The sequence below is a fragment of the Haloarcula sp. Atlit-47R genome, from assembly GCF_003665985.1.
Taxonomy (GTDB): Archaea; Halobacteriota; Halobacteria; order Halobacteriales; family Haloarculaceae; genus Haloarcula; species Haloarcula taiwanensis.
Genome location: NZ_QPLQ01000003.1, coordinates 171,368 through 187,117, shown reverse-complemented (window position 1 = coordinate 187,117; position 15,750 = coordinate 171,368). Strand labels below are relative to the sequence as shown.

The window sequence follows — 15,750 nt, the reverse complement described above, 5'->3', positions numbered from 1 at the left end:
GTATGTGTTATATATGTCAACACATGGCCCTCGGAACTCACGCAGTCTCAAACAGTCAGGGTGTCCAGACGCTGCTGACGAGCGCCCGATTCGAACTGATGCCGTTCGAGAGCTTCGACGAGGAAATCACCCACCTTCCCGACGACGCGACCATCGCAATTACGACCTCGCCACAGCTCGGTATCGAGAAGACCGTCGAAAAGACGGAGCAAGCCGCTGCAATGGGGTACGATGTCGTGCCGCACGTCGCAGCCCGCTATGTGGAAGACCGGGCGCAACTCGAAGCAATAGCCGAGCGACTGGACCAGGCAGGCATCACGGACATTTTCGTCCCTGGCGGTGACCGCGAAGAACCGGCCGGCGAGTTCGAGTCGGCGCTCGACCTGCTCGAAGCGCTCGCGGACACCGAGTACGACTTCGAGGAGGTGGGCATCACGGGCTACCCCGAGGGGCACGACTTCATCGACGACGAGACGCTGGCGGAGTCGATGGCACGGAAAGCACCGTACGCAACGTACATCGTCACGCAACTCTGCTACGACCCGGATGCTGTGTTGGAGTGGGTCGAAGAGATCCGTGCTCGCGGTATCGAACTCCCGGTCGAAGTCGGCATCCCGGGGGTAATGAACTACCAGCGACTGATGCAGATCTCCCAGAAAGTCGGTGTCGGTGACTCGATCAAATTCCTCAGAAAGACCACAGGCATTCTCGGATTCGTCAAGCAACTGGTCGGTTCTCGCGGGACCTACGAACCAGACGAACTCATCGACGGCCTCGCGCCATACGTCGGAGACAACGACTACAACATCCGGGGCATCCACATCTACACTTTCAATCAGACGCCCGACACGGAGAAATGGCGGCACAAGCGTCTCGATTCCTGACCCCGACTGATTGCCCGGACTCGGACGGCCTCCCGACAACCACCTGTTTCCGACCGTATTGTAGTCTCTGACAGCGGATAGTGGTGTGTCCCGATAACCACACCGCAGTACAACGAGAGGCGACGTGGATATTCAGCAGACACATCTGTCCAGCGACAGCAAAGCAGGACTGAGTGACGTGTCAAAGCAGCGTAGCGCTACGACAGTTTCAGTGAGCACCGGGACGGCAATCAAAGAATAAAATCGGCGGACGACAGCGAAGTGCGCTGGCTGCCGGGACAGGCGGAGTCCGGGAGTTAGTCGTCGCTTTCGGCTTCTTTGCGGGCGTTGAGCTTCGCCTGCTCACGGGCGCTGGGATTGACCGACTCCTTGAACGGCACCTTCGCGGCGGTGGCGAACACCGGTTCGCCGGGTTCCTCTGCGTACTCGTCTGGGAGATGAACCTGGAACTCTAAGTCCAGTTCCTCGTCGTAAATCTCGTCGTTGAGCGGCGTATCTGTGACTTCCTGAATCTTCTCGGCCGGGACGAACCCCATCCCGATGTTGGTTTCGAGGTCCGGGTTCCACCACGGGGACGTGAGGTAGCCACACTCCTCGCCCGTGTCCGGATCAGAGATAAGCCAGAAGTCGGGGGCGTAGTCGCGGATCGGCTCACCGGCAATCTTCAGGCCGATGAGCTTGTGCTCGAACGGGTAGTTGCCGTTCTCGATCTGTTCTTTCTGCTCTTCAAGCACCTCTTTCCCGATGTAGTCGGCCTCCTTGTCGTCGGGAACGTGATAGCCGAGATTGACCTGAAACGGAGAGGTCTCGTGGTCGAGGTCCTGACCCCAGGACATGATGCCAGCGGCAATCCGGCGGTGGTGTCCCGGCGCGATCTGGCGACCACCGTGGTCTTTGACGGACTCCATAACTGGGTCCCATACCTTCTCAGCGTCCTCGTGGGCGTTTCGGACGTAAATCTCGAACCCTTTCTCACCGGAGAAGCCGGTCTGGCTGATGAGCACGTCGGCCCCGTTGATTTCGCCGTCCATCAGGCCGTAGTACGGGACATCTTTGACCTCGTCGCCGACGACATCGACCATCACGTCAAGCGCTTTCGGACCCTGTATCTGCATCGGTGCGACGTCGATCTCGTCGATTTCGACGTCGAAATCGTTGTCGACGTTGACACCTTGGAGCCACTGCATCAGCGTCGAGTCCGAGATGGAGAACCAGAACTCGTCTTCCTCGGGACGCAGGAGGACGGGGTCGTTCAGGACGCCACCGTCCTCGTTACAGAGGATGACGTACTTCCCGTCCATGGCGTCCATACCTGTCACGTCGCGTGTGACGACGTAGTTCGTTAGCGCTTCGGCGTCAGGCCCTTTGACACGAATCTGGCGCTCTACGGCAACGTCCCAGAGGGTGACGGTGTTGGTCAGTGCGTCGTACTCCTTCATCACACCGCCATCTTCGGGTTCGATGAGGCCGCGCGGGTGATAGAGACGGTTGTAGACGGTTGCCCGCCAGGCACCCTCCTCATTGAATGACTTGTGGAAGAACGGAGACTTTCGAACGCGCGTCGACACTAACATCTCGATGTTGGGGTCACCAGTCTGGCGGAGGTTACGTGGGACGGTCCGGTCTGACTGGTCGACACTGGGATGGTTAGGATGTTCCTCGTTACCGGTCATGCCTCTGAAAGAAGATGTGAAATGCTAATAAAAGATACTGTTACTTGCTTCTGGGATTTATATACGGGGTAGAGTTGACTGGCAGCGACGATGCTCTGAGCCGTTGTTTTACACCTCCTGAGCACGAAACCGTATAATACGGCTGAGGCTGGAAAGTACGGGACGAAACGCCCGGCACAGCGCAGTCGTTGTGACTGCTCAGACAGAGATCATTCCGAGCAACTGCTTGTTCGAGTGTAGCTCACGATAGCGAACTCGCTGTGTGTCGTTCGGTCGGTCTCAGTCCAGCACGACCAGTCGACTGTCGGAAAGACGACATCGCCATCGAAAGGGGCTGATACTTCCGTCAGAACTAGCTCGTCAGCCCGTTGGAGAAACTGTTCGTACACTGTCGCCCCGCCGATGACGTACGTCGTAGATGCACCACTATCGGCCGCTGCTGACAACGCCGACGTCGTCGAGGTAACGGCCGTAACACTGTCCGGAAGGCGATTCGGTGTCGTAGTCAAGACGATGTTCAGTCGCTTCGGCAGCGGGCCACCAAGGTCACGCTGAATACTCTCGAAGGTTCGCCGCCCCATAATCACGGGATGACCGACTGTTGTCTGCTTGAAGTGTGCCAGATCTTCGGGATACTGCCACGGAATGTCGCCGCCAGCGCCGATCACGCCGTTAGCTGCGACGGCAGCGATCAACGAGACTTTCATACATACCACTTTGTCGGGCTCCTAGGAATAAGTCCGTCCCGGTCGATGAGTGAGGTCACCGCTCGGAACTCACGCATCAGTTTCGCTGCCCGAGTTGGAGACACAGGTGCAAGAATTCTACCAGGTCTTGAGTATCGTACTTCCACCGTTTGTGACCAGTAAGATGCTGTCACAGCAGTGCTAGCCCGGACCGTGATAGCGCATCTCGCGCGCCACTTATGGGGGTCAGCCATATAAAATGTTGCATGGATACGATTCACCTGTCGCCCGGACCCGCCGCTGCTCAGGCGTTTCGCCTGGGAATCGTTGCGAGCGCTGTCGGTGGGCTCGCCGGAATCGCGACCCTGTACTGGCTAGACGTTCTGACGCCGCTGTTTGCTGGATACGTGCTCGTTCTCCTGTTCCCCGTGTATCTCGTCTTCGCCGCGACAGCGTTGAGCGTGTGGTTGGGATACAACAAAGATGCGACAGCGTTACGGCCAGTCTATCGGCAAAAAGATTCGAGCAGGCAATCGAAGTAGCTTCTAGCAGCTAAAGGGATCTAATATTCGCCAGATAGATGTCTTTTTGCTGTTTTTAGATAGAAACTGTCGGATTTACTTTCAGATGTGAGTCGATATGAACAGCAGAAGTTGCTACTGGCAAAGCCGCGGGAAGCCCTTTCCGAGCACCCACTGATCTCCGACTTTCGAACTCACTTCTCTCGGTCTATTAACGTCGCCGCAATGAGGTTCCGCATCCCACGGCGGAGTCTGCCGCTCATCGCTGTCGAGGATAGTCCGATTTCGTCGGCGACTTCGTTCAGCGAGATATCTCTGGGCTCTCCGAAATAGCCGTTTTCGTACGCAGTTGTCAGGGCGGTCCGCTGTTCGTCAGTCAGTCCGTACGACGACTCGCCTCCGGTGTCCGTGTTTCCGTATATTTCGATTATATCGAGTGAGATATCGTTCTCGTTTGCATATTCCCAGATCGTATTGAGCGCGTCGCGGTCCGGGAGCAGGAGTCGGACGAGCCACCCGTTGCCCTTCGTCTCTGTATGAACGAGAAAACCGTTGACATCGGTAACAACGGAGCTGATGAGTTTCGTTTCAGGAGTGTGTTCGATGTAGTATATACCAGTCTGGTCGGTCCAGTCGACAAGATCGTAACTCTGGACTGTCGGGTCGGCATCGAGCATCTCCTCGAGTCGTTCCCTGTCGTGATACTCGATAAGGAACGGAAACACAGTGGATCCCGGGTCGGTGTTCCCCTGTGTAATAACGCGGATGGTTATCTCTCCAAGGTTCTGTAAGGTCGGAACCAGCGCGAGGCGTTCGTGTTCGATGTGTATTTTGGTCGTTATCGACATTGTGTGGGACGGGACTGCTCTCGAGGCGTCAAAGATCAATACGAGCTGGACGGCTGAACAGCAGCATCGGTGAGTTACTGTGTATATGCTGGGTCTCTACGTCAATGTTTACATACACAGGTGCACACACGAGGGCAAAAATATAAATCTGACTGTACTCCGAGCGAGGACAGGCCGGGCTGAGTAGTGTGTTTTCACCGTTGAGAACGGACATGGAACCTGTCCTGGGAACAGACCGGACGGAAACTGGTCGAAAACTGTGTGGCACAGATTTACTCAATGCAGCGACAGCCGCTCTACTGACAATATGTATTAATAATCATTTTAAACCGTCCGTAATAAATGCCCGTGATTATCCACCAGGGGCCTTAGGATGTTGTGGCCAATATAGTATATTGAAATGAGCACCCAACAAAACAGGACAACAGAGAACAGCAAGTTCTCCACCGACGATTTCTATCTGCCGGCAGTCGCACTGCCACCGAACTTCGGGCGCATCGAGTCGGTCGTTTCCGACCTCTTTGATTTCCACGGTGTCGTGTTGATTCCGGACAGTTACAATAAGTAATTCCCCAACCCACCGGTTTGCATTCTATCCGAAAAAGAACCAGCTACGACTACTTAGTCTGCCAGTTCGTCGGCGACCGCTTCGACAACTCCGATGGGAACGTCGTACTCGTCGGCTACCGCTTGTGCCTGGGCTGCCGAGAGCGAACCGTCCCCAGCGACTGCCTCCGTGCCGGATTCCCGAGGCTGTGACGGCGTTAGCGTTTTATCACTGATGGACAAGCTGACTGCGTCCCATCGGGTGTAGTGGCCCATCGCATCGAAGTATGCTTTCGTCGCCCGTCGTTCGTCGTCCCGGAACTCGGCAGTCAGAAGCCCCTCCTCACCGACCAGCGGGCCGGCTTTGACAATACCAGCCGGGTTGATAAGCATACTCCCGCCCGCAGCGACGTTGAATCCGAGTTCCTCCGCCGAGAACCCGTCCGGCACGGCGTCGCTCATGTACGCCGAACACGCGGCGACGAACGACTGGGTTTCGAAGGCATACTCACGCATGGCGGGATAGATATCACAGGTATCCACAGCGTCGCTCGTCTCCGCTCGGGTCTTGTCCCCCGGATGCCCGTGCTGTTCCCAGAAGCCGGGCCAGACGGCGGCGTGTATCTCCTCACCATCGCGGTTAGCGCCGCCTTCGAGAGTGTCATGTGGTTCTCATAGCAGATGAGCCCACCGAGTCGGCCGACAGCTGTTTCGTACGTAGCCAGACACGACGGATCGCCACGGCCCCAGATGGCACGCTCCTCGTGGGTCGGCATGAGTTTCCGGTGGCGACCCACCAGCTCCCCGGTACTGTCGAAGTAAAACAGCGAATTGTAGAGCGTCTCGCTCCCCTGCCGGTCGCTGATTTCGTTCGTCCCCAGCACGAGCGTGAGGTCGGCTTCCGCGACGGTCTCACCGAGGATATCAATCGCCTCGTCGTCGACGTGGAGGCTATTCTTCTGGAGGTCCACCATCAGGTCAGTCCATCTGGGGATGGAAACACTGCCCCGCCAGTATGGATACCCTGGGAAGTACGTCTCCGGAAAAACGACGATGTCTGCACCGTCCCGACCCGCCTGCTCGATATACCGACACGTCTTGTCCAGCGTTCCAGCCTTATCATGGTAGACGGGCTCTACCTGTGCGGCCGCAAGTGTGAAAGACTCAGATGGCATTCGTCTGTGATGTGTCTTCCAGTGACAAATCAATTGAGCCGACAGCCCGGAACGCGGGCCGCGAACGGCGGAGTGCATCAAGTCGTAGCCTACTGGCGTCCGGGCTCCGGGGCCTGCCATGCAACGATGATACCGGCGACAGCGACCACGCCAGCCAGTAAAAACGCCGACGCAAATCCGGCTCTGTTCACCACGGCGCCGCCGGCAATCGGTGCAACGAACGCACCCGCGAGGCCGATACTCGTCTGGAATGCGACCGCCGTTGCAGCGACCCGCAGGTCAACGACCTCTCGGACGTACGTAAACGAGAGGCCAAGCGTCAGTTGGACCGCAAAGCCGATCAACAGAAGGACGGTGACAAGCAACGCCAGCGAGCGAAGCTGCGTGAACCCGAGGAGCAGCGGCGCAGCAAGGCCGAACGAGCACAGCACAACCGGTCGCCGCTTGCCATCGAAGACCCGATCCGATATGAGTCCACCGCTGATTCGAGAGAGCACCCCCACAGCGGGGAACACGGCAACAACGAGCCCACTCACGGCCAGCGAGAAGTTTAATTCTTGCGTGAGATACGACGAGCCCCAGCTGTTCACAAACAGGTATAGCGCGTAACCGAGGAAGCCGAGAGCCCCGACGAGCCAGACACTCGGGCTCCGCAACACTGCCCCGAATTCTCGCAGAGACGGGGCATCACCCCGACTTCCGCCGTGCCCGCGACTCGCTGGCCAGAAGACGGCCAGGCCGGCGATTGCAGGGCCAATGAAGGCCAGAAGGACAGTCGGCCAGCCGAACCGCTGGGCGATGAGCGGCCCAGTTCCCTGTCCGAGTGCGAAGCCAACCGGGCCGCTGGCGGTGAAGATGCCGACTGCTGTCGCGCGGTGAGAGTCCTCGACAGCCCGGCTCACCATGTCGATACCGGCGTTCCAGACGACGACGTAGGCGGCTCCGCCCAGTGCACGGGATGCGAGGATTGACTCGTACTGGCCGCGCCGGCCGGCTCGCCATCCCCACAGCCCGGCGATGACCAACATGCCTACCGCAATGGCCATCGCGGTTCTCGAATCGGTCCGATCCAGTACAGCACCGGCAGGAAGGCTGACGACGACAGCAGTTCCGAACATGACTCCGACGAGGAGTCCAGCGGCTGTCGGTCCGACCCGCAGTGATTCCTGAATGAGCGGCGTGACGCTTGCAGGGACGATCTCGTATGCGGCCAATCCCATCGAAATCAGGCTCGCACCTGCCACAAGCCACCACGTCGAGTTGGCTGTTCGGACGGCTGTCTCAGCAGTGGGATCCGACATATCGGAGTCAGTCGCCTGTGGTGTCATGCTATCGGCAGAGCGCGTTTGGTCATCGCGGTGTAGTATCGGTATCGGAAACGGCAGTGAAAAAGTCGGGGCAATTCGAATAGCGAACAGTTAGCAGGCGATTCTCGGGCAACACGGGAAGACCTGCTCTGAAGGAGCAGTACCAACGAAGACTCACTATGTGCGGATGAGAGAACGGGCGTATTGAACTATACGACTTGAACTAATCGAGACAAGGCAGTGTTACCTAACGCGGCGGATTATGAGTCTACGGTCCGCATACCGCCAGCGTACACACGGTGGTAATTTATGTTATTTGCCCACATTTAGTTCGAGAGAGAAATATTATCTGGAGAAGTTTCGATTGGTTTTGGGGCAAACTCAGGAATTAAACCAGAGAAGGCATCTATTATGCCGGGTTTAGGAATAAAGTTGCCGCCGAGGGGGCATCGCTACCAAGTATTTGTTTGTATCACTGAACGAGACAGTATTGTATTCCGGGCTATCCGTCTATCGTACTGTACTCGTAGTATTGACTTCGAACTTCGATCTCGTTTTTCGTATATCTGAGTATTTCCAGCAGGTTTGCCATATATCTGGACGTGAATCTATCTCTGGGACCAGTAATACCGAGGGACACCATAACATCCTGTTCGTCGTTGAATATTGGTACAGCGACACCTCGAACACCTCGGAGATGCTCCTCGTCGTCTATCGCATAGCCCTGGTCGCGGATTTGCTCAAGCGCCGCTTCAAGCTCTGACCGGGATGATAGCGTGTTATCAGTCCCTCTCGGAAGCCCATGTTCGGCAACGATTTCGTTTCGTTTGTCCACCGGAAGATGCGCCAGAATGGCTTTGCCCAGCGATGTCCAGTGCATCTCTGTGTGGTTCCCGATAGGGATTTCGTCGCCCGCAGCCTTTCCGCCAGAACTCCTGTAGAGGATGACCCGCTGGCCGTTCTCCTCGATGCCGGCACCAGCAATCTCACCCGTTTCTCTGCTGAGTTCTTCGACTTTATTACGGAGCAGTCGACCAATATCCAGCCGCTGCCGAACACTGCCACCGAGCTCTAGAAAGCGGAACGACCGACGATACTGCCCGGACTCCTTAACGACGTAATCGCGTTGAACTAATGTGTTGAGATGAATGAAGACAGTGCTCGTGGGGATATCGAGGTGAGACGCCAGATCGGAGAGACCGACCGGTTCAAGTTTTCCGAGAGCACCGAGGATGTCCAGCGTCGTCTCAACCGCGCTGATTGTTTTATTGTTCTGTGAAGGCATAGATGCGCTTTTTTCTGCAGAATAAAATAGGTTCCGCCGAGCGGCAAAATATTTCCAATGGTGTTGGAAGCCAGTACTGCACCCCGAAGCGATCCAGTCTAACAAGGGTACGGATGTTATTTTCTACAATTTCCCCCATTGCGAAGAATGGCAACATACCACACGACCACAACGGTTGTGATATCCAGCACCCGATTTCAAAGTTACAGGGTCTCTGGCGTTGGTTTATCACACCAGCCTGCTCCTGGCGAGCACAACAGGTAGTTTTCAATCTCATTGAAAGAGAGTGGCAGCGCTCCGAGGTCCCATTTGCTCCGACGGAGTAGCTCTCTACTCCGTGTTCCGCGTTACGGTACGAGGTCGCACTACCGAGTATCCATTTGCAGCATGACTCAAAACCGCTAGCTACGCAGTCATACCGGATAGTACTCCACAGTGCTCGCCAGGTTTCGATGTGATTGGTCTGCCTGCCCCTGCCGGTACTACCAACATTTATTAATGATGATTGCGATGCTTATGTTACTCGGTATGAGCGAAGTTACACTATCAAGCGTCAGCAAGGTATACGACGACGACGTCCTTGCAGTCGAGGATCTTTCTCTGACCGTGGAGGACGGGGAGTTTATCGTCGTTGTCGGGCCGTCCGGCTGTGGGAAGTCGACCACGCTTCGGATGATTGCGGGGCTCGAAACGGTCACCGATGGTGAGATTGCTATCGGCGGGGACGTAGTCAACGACGTTCGTCCACAGGACCGGAACATTGCGATGGTGTTCCAGAGTTACGCGCTGTACCCGCACATGACCGTGCGTGAGAACATGTCCTTCGGGCTACGACTGTCGGGTGAATACGATGATCAGATCGAACAGCGCGTGACCGAGGCCGCCGAACTGCTGGAAATATCGGACCTCATGAACGATTTACCGAAGCAACTCTCGGGTGGCCAGCAACAACGTGTCGCGCTCGGGCGGGCTATCGTCCGGGACCCGGAGGTGTTTCTGATGGACGAACCGCTGTCGAATCTCGACGCGAAGCTCCGGACCCAGATGCGCACCGAGATCCAGCGAATCCAGGAAGAGCTGGACGTGACGACGATTTACGTCACGCACGATCAGACGGAAGCGATGACGATGGCCGACCGGATCGTGATTCTCAATCAGGGTGAGCTCCAGCAGGTTGCGCCGCCGGAACGCTGCTACGATAAGCCCAACAACAAGTTCGTCGCGGGATTTATCGGCTCACCATCGATGAACTTCTTCGAAGTGAGTGTGACGAACAGCGGCGGGCGCGCGACGGTCCACTCAGGAGCTGTCGAATTCACAGTCGACGTCGACATTCCGGATGGGGAGTACACGCTGGGCGTCCGCCCCGAAGATTTCGTTGCCGAGGACGCCGGCACGTACATCGAGACAGCCGTCGACGTCGTAGAACCCATGGGGTCTGACAATTTCCTCTATCTGGAGACTGAAGGCGGGTCGAAAGAAGTCGTAGCCCGAGTCGATAGCGAATACCGCCCAGAACGCGGCGACGAAATCGCGTTAGGGTTTCATACAGAGGATATGCATCTGTTCGATTCCGATGGCGAACGAGTGGAACTGACTCAGCTTCAGCGGACAGAATCAATCTAATATGTTGTACGATACTATCGGCCGGAAAGAGAGCGAGTGGGCCGGAATGACTGCGAGTCAGATCCGCAGAGTCGGTGAACAGTCGGGGTCTGTTCTCGTTATTCCCGTTGGCAGCGTCGAACAGCACGGGGATCACCTCCCGGTCGTCACCGACACACTTCTGGTCGAGGCGATGGTCGACACTGCCATCGAGCGTCTGGACGACGTTCCTGTCGTGATGACACCGCCAGTCTGGAGCGGGTTCTCACCACATCATCTATCGTTCGGTGGGACCCTGTCACTCGAGTTTGCGCACTTGCGGGCGACACTTGAGGATATCGCGCACGCCGGCATCCAGAACGGATTTGATGCGGTGCTGTTCGTCAACGGTCACGGCGGGAACAGTCCGCTCATCGATGCCGTCGTGAGTACCGTGGGCATCGATACTGATGCGGAAGTGCTCGGGACGACGTACTTCCATCTGGCATCAGAGAGAATCGAGGAACTCCGGACGACCGAGACGGGGGGAATGGCCCACGGCGGTGAGTTCGAGACATCCCTCATGCTTGCGCTCCGACCAGACCTCGTGGGCGACCCGGAGGTCCGCGACGGTATGCCGCTGGACGAACACTACAGATGGGGCGGACAAGACCTGCTCGACGGGGGTACCGTCGCCGTCTATCGGTCGTTCGACGAGTATTCCACATCCGGAGCCATCGGGACGCCGAAGCAGGCGAGCGCGGAAACAGGCGAACGAATCCGCTCAGTTATCGGCGAGGAACTCGCGGCCCTCATGACGGCGATTCACGAACACAATGCGTAACCAATGATGGACACAACACAAAGAATTATGTACATGGAAATAGGTGACATTAATGATGCAGCCCGATAACAACGACAGATCTGTCGAGGACAGTATCGACCGTCGACGACTTCTTCAAGCACTCGGCGCAGGCGGTGCCATCGCCATCGCGGGGTGTAGCGGTGACGGTGGGAGCGGCGGTGACAGCGGTGATGGTGACAGTGGAAGCGGTGGTGACGGCAGCGGCGGCAGCACGCAGAGCGTGCAGTTCCTCACGATGGGCGTCGGAGACAACATCAAGCAGTTCTTCGAGGAGAACAACACGGCCTTCGAGGACGAGCATGACGTCGACGTGGAATTTACAAGCGTTACGTGGGACAACGCGCGGCAAACCGTGAACAACCGTGTCGACGGCGGCGAAGCGCCCGATGTCAGTCGCTGGCCGGCGCGCTGGATCCCACAGCTCGTGGGGAAAGACGCGCTCGAACCGCTTGACGACATGATGGACGGGGAGTTCGGTGAGCAGTTCTACGACGGCGTGGCCGAAGGGACGATGTACAACGGCTCCCACTACGGCGTGCCGTGGGCCGCCTCGAACAAGTGCCTGTACTACAACAAAGACGTCTTCGAGACGGCTGGGCTCGACCCCGAAGACCCGTCGCTCGATTCGTGGCAGGATATGCTGGATGCCGCAACGCAGATTCGCGACAGTGATGCGAGCGTCCCAGCACTGGGCCTTGCGGGGGCGGACGCAATCGAAACTGGGTCGCAGTACTACCACTACCACTGGTCACACGGCGCCGACCTCGTGAACGACGACGGAATGCCCGTCGTAAACTCAAGCGGCGCTGTCGACGCCCTCTCGTTGTACACCGACCTCCACCTCGAACACGGCGTCACTCAGTCGTCACCGCTTTCCTCGACTCGGCAGGACATCCGGCAACTGTTCGAAAACGGGGACCTCGGGATGGTTATCGGGCACGTGTACACGGGACTCAACATCACCTCCGCGAAAGAAAACGGTGATGTCGACTTCGACTACGGTATCGTGCAGGTGCCGCGTGGCCCAGAGGGCCGGTACAGCCTGTTCACTATCGACACGCTCGCCGTCCTGAGTCAGAGCGAGCACAAGGACCTCGCCCGGGACCTGATTCGGTTCTATTTCGACGAGGAGCGGCGGTTCCAGTACTCGAAGCAGAAAGGGTTCCTTCCCGTCGTTGAGGCCGTTGGCGAGCGCTCGTACTTCTCAGAGTCGAAGAACTGGGGACCGTTCGTCGAGGCGGGGCAGTACGCCCGCGCCCGACCGAAGCTCGGTAATTTCAGCGAGTTCAACGACCGGATGGTCCAGGCCATTCAGGAAGCACTGGCGGATCGGAAGTCACCGCAAAAGGCGCTCAACGATGCCCAGAGTGATCTCGAAGATGCTATGGAGTGACAGACAGGGATGAGTCTGGCAGAGGAATACACCGAGGCGTCCGATGACTCACGGCTCGAACGAGGGTTGGCGTACGTTCAGCGCAACAGCCGCGCGTACCTCCTCATCGCTCCCGCAGCGGTGTTCCTGCTAGCCGTCGTGGGGTACCCGATTATCGAGACGTTTCGGCTATCGCTGTACCAGTCGCCGGCTGACTCGAACATTGAGACGTTCGTCGGGCTCCAGCACTACGTCGAAATATTCAACAGCGATATCTTCTACCGCCTGCTCTGGCAGACCGGGCGCTGGGTCGTCGTCGGCGTCGCGGGCAAGACACTGCTGGGACTGCTTATCGCCGTTCACCTCAAGGGCGACATTCGCGGTCGGAAGTTCTTCCGAACGGCGTTTCTCATTCCGTGGGGCATTCCCTATGCGATCTCTGCCGTGGTGTTCCGGTGGATAGAGCACCCGCAGTTTGGCTACCTCAACGCGATCTTGCTGAAACTCGGCGTCGTCGAACAGGGTATCGGTATCCTCGGGAACCCGAGCATCGCGTGGCTCGGCGTCGTCGTGGCTGATATCTGGATCGGGACGCCGTTTATGGCGATTATTTTCCTCGCGGGGCTGCAGTCGATACCGCAGGAGCTGTACGAGGCAGCCGCCATCGACGGGGCCGAGAAGTGGCATCAGTTCCGGTATATCACGCTCCCACAGCTGAAAAGCGTCGTCCTGATTGCCACGCTGCTGTCGACGATATGGACGTTCGTCAGTTTCGACGTCATCTGGACGATGACCGGCGGGGGCCCGATCAGTTCGACGGCGACGCTCGTTATCCACATTTATCAGGTGGGCCTCCAGAACGGGAACCTCGGCCGCGGAGCCGCTTACAGTGTCATCGGATTTCTGTTCCTGTTCGTCTTCGCCATTATCTACCTGCGCATCTACACGCGCGGAGGTGACGAGCTATGACGATGGCAGGCCACGACCGGAGCAGTCTCCGCAAAGTCCGGCTGTACGGCGTGTTGATCGGACTGCTCGGACTCATGATGTTGCCGTTCTACGCGATGTTCTCGAGTACGCTCAAGCCGGAGTCAGAGATATTCGCTGCGCCAGCGACGCTGGTCCCCAGCGATCCCAGCTTCCAGGCCTATCTGCAGGTCTGGACACAGACCGACGTGTTGCTCTGGGTCGGGAATAGCTTCATCATCTCCGTGGGGACGGTCGTGCTGACGCTTCTGCTGGCGATACCGGCCGCGTACTCGTGTGCCCGGAACGACTTCGTCGGGAAGCGAACCTTCCTCCTCTCCGTGCTGGTCGTGCAGATGTTCGCACCGGTCGTGTTGATCGTCGGCCTCTTCGACGTTATTACCCAGATGGGGCTGTTCAACACCTATCTCGCTGTAATCGTCCCGGCAGCGGCATTCACGCTACCGTTCAACGTCTGGATGCTGTACGGGTATTTCAAGACGATACCCGTCGCGCTCGAAGAATCTGCGCGTATCGACGGCGCGAGCCAGGTACAAATCCTGACGAAGATTGTGCTCCCGCTCACGAAGCCGGCGCTGGTCGCCAGTGTCACCTACACCTTCCTCTATGCGTGGAATCGGCTACTGTTCGTGCTCACCTTCCTCACTGACAGCGCGAAGTACAACATCCCACGTGGGGTCTTCTCCATGGTCGGGGCGCTGCAGACCGACTGGCGGATGATGCTCACTGTGTCTGTCATCGGCATTATCCCGCTCTTGATTCTGTTCGCCTTCCTGGAGGAGTATATCGTGGCTGGCATGACGGCTGGCGCGGTCAAGGAGTAACCGCCTCTACTTTTATTATCGCCGCGATAGTTGTCCGTGTATGGAATTTGCGATGTGGGCCTACCCGTGGGACCTTCTGGACGAAGGGCCAGCCGAAGTGGAAACACGACTGCGCGGCGTCGGCATTGACGAACTGAACCTCGCCACGAACTATCACACGGTGCAGGCGTTTACGCCGCACAGTCCGGAGCGGCGGACGCTGTTTGCCCGGGCGAGTTCGTATTTCGAGCCCGGCTCAGAGTACGAGAACCTCGAACCGGTTCCGTACGAAGGGATGGACGGAGACTGGGTTGCGGACATCGCCGCCGGTTTGTCTGACCTGACGCTCAATTCCTGGACAGTCGGCTGCCACAACTCCCGGCTCGGGATGGCCAACCCCGAATACACGCTGGAATCTGCACACGGTGACGACCTGATCTTCGGCCTGTGTCCCTCCCAGCCCGCGGTCCAGACGTATCTCTCGGCGCTGGTTTCGGATCTGGCGTCCCGCGATGAGTTCGCTCGTATCGAACTGGAAACGTTCGATTACTTCTACGGAACGGGTTTCGGCTGGCATCACCAGAAGATCCACGCGCAACTGGGCACACTCGGCGAGTTCCTGCTTGGGTTGTGTTTCTGTCCACAGTGTCAGGAGAATGCGACGGCCGAGGGCGTCGATACTGAACGAGCGCGCGAGACGGTAGCCGACGCGCTGGACGATATCGTCGCCGGCGACGTGTCACACGAGCATCCACCGGAGGAGTGGCTCGCGGACCACAGCACCGTCGCCGCGTACGTCGATGTCCGCGAACGGACGCTGGCATCGCTGTACACCACGCTGGCTGACGCCGCGGGAACGACACCGCTTGGCTACTACGTCGGCGCACCGGAACCCGGCCGCGAGTGGATCGTCGGGGCCGACCTGCAAGCGCTCTCGAACCACGTCGATTACTACTGTCTGCCGGCCTACGAATCCACAGCTGACGCAGTCATAGAGGCGTACAACGCCGTTGAGACAGTAATCGATGACGTGCCACTCCACGTCGGTCTCCTGCCGGGCCACCCGGCCATCGACGACGAGGATACCGTGGTCGATATCGTGGAGACCCTCGACTCGAAGGGAGTGCCGCGGCTCTCGTTCTATAACTACGGACTGCTTCCGGAGCAGTCACTGGAGTGGGTCGGAACCGCTGTCGAGGCGGCGCGCGGATAGG

General features: G+C 57.9%; 16 protein-coding genes. 9 read left to right on the top strand and 7 right to left on the bottom strand.

The annotated features are described in order from the left end of the window. Positions 1-23 precede the first annotated feature (23 nt). Positions 24-884, top strand: a complete 861-nt coding sequence (locus tag DVK00_RS13105) for a methylenetetrahydrofolate reductase (RefSeq protein ID WP_121512505.1) — start codon at positions 24-26, stop codon at positions 882-884. Positions 885-1,180: 296 nt separating this feature from the next. Here DVK00_RS13105 and DVK00_RS13100 read toward each other — a convergent pair whose 3' ends face one another. Together DVK00_RS13100 and DVK00_RS13095 are read right to left on the bottom strand one after the other, a co-directional pair. Next, a complete protein-coding gene (locus DVK00_RS13100) occupies positions 1,181-2,557 on the bottom strand; it encodes an aminomethyl transferase family protein (RefSeq protein WP_121577827.1) in 1,377 nt (458 codons plus the stop codon). Between the two features lie 209 nt (positions 2,558-2,766). After that, positions 2,767-3,264 carry a dihydrofolate reductase gene (locus DVK00_RS13095; protein WP_121537025.1) on the bottom strand — a complete coding sequence of 166 codons (498 nt, stop codon included), beginning with the start codon at positions 3,262-3,264 and terminating at the stop codon, positions 2,767-2,769. A 245-nt stretch (positions 3,265-3,509) separates the two neighbouring features. Between DVK00_RS13095 and DVK00_RS13090 the strand changes: the two genes are divergently transcribed. Next, the gene (locus DVK00_RS13090; RefSeq protein ID WP_101351782.1) at positions 3,510-3,785 is read left to right on the top strand and encodes a hypothetical protein; all 276 of its coding nucleotides are present in this window, start codon (positions 3,510-3,512) and stop codon (positions 3,783-3,785) included. A gap of 173 nt (positions 3,786-3,958) precedes the next feature. Here DVK00_RS13090 and DVK00_RS13085 read toward each other — a convergent pair whose 3' ends face one another. Then, complete coding sequence (locus tag DVK00_RS13085; protein WP_101351781.1) at positions 3,959-4,612, bottom strand: helix-turn-helix domain-containing protein; 654 nt, start codon at positions 4,610-4,612, stop codon at positions 3,959-3,961. Positions 4,613-5,012: 400 nt separating this feature from the next. On the opposite strand from DVK00_RS13085, the gene DVK00_RS21765 reads away from it, so the two are divergent. Beyond that, entirely contained in the window at positions 5,013-5,180 is a 168-nt protein-coding gene (locus DVK00_RS21765; protein ID WP_198560252.1) for a hypothetical protein, read from the top strand. Between the two features lie 53 nt (positions 5,181-5,233). Here the strand turns inward: DVK00_RS21765 and DVK00_RS22280 are convergent, their stop codons facing one another. The 4 genes from DVK00_RS22280 to DVK00_RS13070 all read right to left on the bottom strand — a co-directional run bounded on the left by DVK00_RS22280 (position 5,234) and on the right by DVK00_RS13070 (position 8,925). Then, positions 5,234-5,674, bottom strand: coding sequence for a nitrilase-related carbon-nitrogen hydrolase (locus DVK00_RS22280; protein WP_342764778.1), 441 nt, complete (start codon positions 5,672-5,674; stop codon positions 5,234-5,236). Continuing rightward, positions 5,617-6,333 carry a nitrilase-related carbon-nitrogen hydrolase gene (locus tag DVK00_RS13080; protein ID WP_255410816.1) on the bottom strand — a complete coding sequence of 239 codons (717 nt, stop codon included), beginning with the start codon at positions 6,331-6,333 and terminating at the stop codon, positions 5,617-5,619. Before DVK00_RS13080 ends, DVK00_RS22280 begins: the two co-directional genes overlap by 58 nt. 89 nt (positions 6,334-6,422) lie before the next feature. Beyond that, positions 6,423-7,661 (bottom strand): MFS transporter, encoded by a 1,239-nt coding sequence (locus DVK00_RS13075; protein ID WP_121512508.1) that lies wholly within the window; start codon positions 7,659-7,661, stop codon positions 6,423-6,425. A gap of 481 nt (positions 7,662-8,142) precedes the next feature. Beyond that, entirely contained in the window at positions 8,143-8,925 is a 783-nt protein-coding gene (locus DVK00_RS13070) for an IclR family transcriptional regulator (RefSeq protein WP_121537023.1), read from the bottom strand. A 528-nt stretch (positions 8,926-9,453) separates the two neighbouring features. Here DVK00_RS13070 and DVK00_RS13065 point away from each other — a divergent pair. From DVK00_RS13065 to DVK00_RS13040, 6 genes are read left to right on the top strand one after another with little or no spacing between them, the layout of a single operon-like run. After that, positions 9,454-10,551, top strand: coding sequence for an ABC transporter ATP-binding protein (locus DVK00_RS13065; protein WP_101351932.1), 1,098 nt, complete (start codon positions 9,454-9,456; stop codon positions 10,549-10,551). Between the two features lies 1 nt (position 10,552). Then, complete coding sequence (locus DVK00_RS13060; RefSeq protein WP_121537021.1) at positions 10,553-11,353, top strand: creatininase family protein; 801 nt, start codon at positions 10,553-10,555, stop codon at positions 11,351-11,353. Positions 11,354-11,408: 55 nt separating this feature from the next. Then, on the top strand, positions 11,409-12,767 hold the full coding sequence (locus tag DVK00_RS13055; RefSeq protein ID WP_101351776.1) for a sugar ABC transporter substrate-binding protein: 1,359 nt from the start codon (positions 11,409-11,411) through the stop codon (positions 12,765-12,767). A 9-nt stretch (positions 12,768-12,776) separates the two neighbouring features. Further along, on the top strand, positions 12,777-13,715 hold the full coding sequence (locus DVK00_RS13050) for a carbohydrate ABC transporter permease (protein ID WP_101351775.1): 939 nt from the start codon (positions 12,777-12,779) through the stop codon (positions 13,713-13,715). Further along, complete coding sequence (locus DVK00_RS13045; protein ID WP_101351774.1) at positions 13,712-14,557, top strand: carbohydrate ABC transporter permease; 846 nt, start codon at positions 13,712-13,714, stop codon at positions 14,555-14,557. The genes DVK00_RS13050 and DVK00_RS13045 overlap by 4 nt, the downstream gene beginning before the upstream one ends. A 40-nt stretch (positions 14,558-14,597) precedes the next feature. Beyond that, entirely contained in the window at positions 14,598-15,749 is a 1,152-nt protein-coding gene (locus DVK00_RS13040; RefSeq protein WP_121577826.1) for a hypothetical protein, read from the top strand. The last annotated feature ends 1 nt before the right edge of the window (position 15,750 follow it).

Excerpts from the sequence above, each read along its gene's own strand:
- DVK00_RS13075 (WP_121512508.1), bottom strand. The coding sequence starts at position 7,661 with ATGACACCACAGGCGACTGACTCCGATATGTCGGATCCCACTGCTGAG.
- DVK00_RS13100 (WP_121577827.1), bottom strand. The coding sequence starts at position 2,557 with ATGACCGGTAACGAGGAACATCCTAACCATCCCAGTGTCGACCAGTCA.
- DVK00_RS21765 (WP_198560252.1), top strand. The coding sequence starts at position 5,013 with ATGAGCACCCAACAAAACAGGACAACAGAGAACAGCAAGTTCTCCACC.
- DVK00_RS22280 (WP_342764778.1), bottom strand. The coding sequence starts at position 5,674 with ATGCGTGAGTATGCCTTCGAAACCCAGTCGTTCGTCGCCGCGTGTTCG.
- DVK00_RS13070 (WP_121537023.1), bottom strand. The coding sequence starts at position 8,925 with ATGCCTTCACAGAACAATAAAACAATCAGCGCGGTTGAGACGACGCTG.
- DVK00_RS13095 (WP_121537025.1), bottom strand. The coding sequence starts at position 3,264 with ATGAAAGTCTCGTTGATCGCTGCCGTCGCAGCTAACGGCGTGATCGGC.
- DVK00_RS13065 (WP_101351932.1), top strand. The coding sequence starts at position 9,454 with ATGAGCGAAGTTACACTATCAAGCGTCAGCAAGGTATACGACGACGAC.
- DVK00_RS13060 (WP_121537021.1), top strand. The coding sequence starts at position 10,553 with ATGTTGTACGATACTATCGGCCGGAAAGAGAGCGAGTGGGCCGGAATG.
- DVK00_RS13045 (WP_101351774.1), top strand. The coding sequence starts at position 13,712 with ATGACGATGGCAGGCCACGACCGGAGCAGTCTCCGCAAAGTCCGGCTG.
- DVK00_RS13090 (WP_101351782.1), top strand. The coding sequence starts at position 3,510 with ATGGATACGATTCACCTGTCGCCCGGACCCGCCGCTGCTCAGGCGTTT.
- DVK00_RS13050 (WP_101351775.1), top strand. The coding sequence starts at position 12,777 with ATGAGTCTGGCAGAGGAATACACCGAGGCGTCCGATGACTCACGGCTC.
- DVK00_RS13055 (WP_101351776.1), top strand. The coding sequence starts at position 11,409 with ATGCAGCCCGATAACAACGACAGATCTGTCGAGGACAGTATCGACCGT.
- DVK00_RS13040 (WP_121577826.1), top strand. The coding sequence starts at position 14,598 with ATGGAATTTGCGATGTGGGCCTACCCGTGGGACCTTCTGGACGAAGGG.
- DVK00_RS13085 (WP_101351781.1), bottom strand. The coding sequence starts at position 4,612 with ATGTCGATAACGACCAAAATACACATCGAACACGAACGCCTCGCGCTG.
- DVK00_RS13105 (WP_121512505.1), top strand. The coding sequence starts at position 24 with ATGGCCCTCGGAACTCACGCAGTCTCAAACAGTCAGGGTGTCCAGACG.
- DVK00_RS13080 (WP_255410816.1), bottom strand. The coding sequence starts at position 6,333 with ATGCCATCTGAGTCTTTCACACTTGCGGCCGCACAGGTAGAGCCCGTC.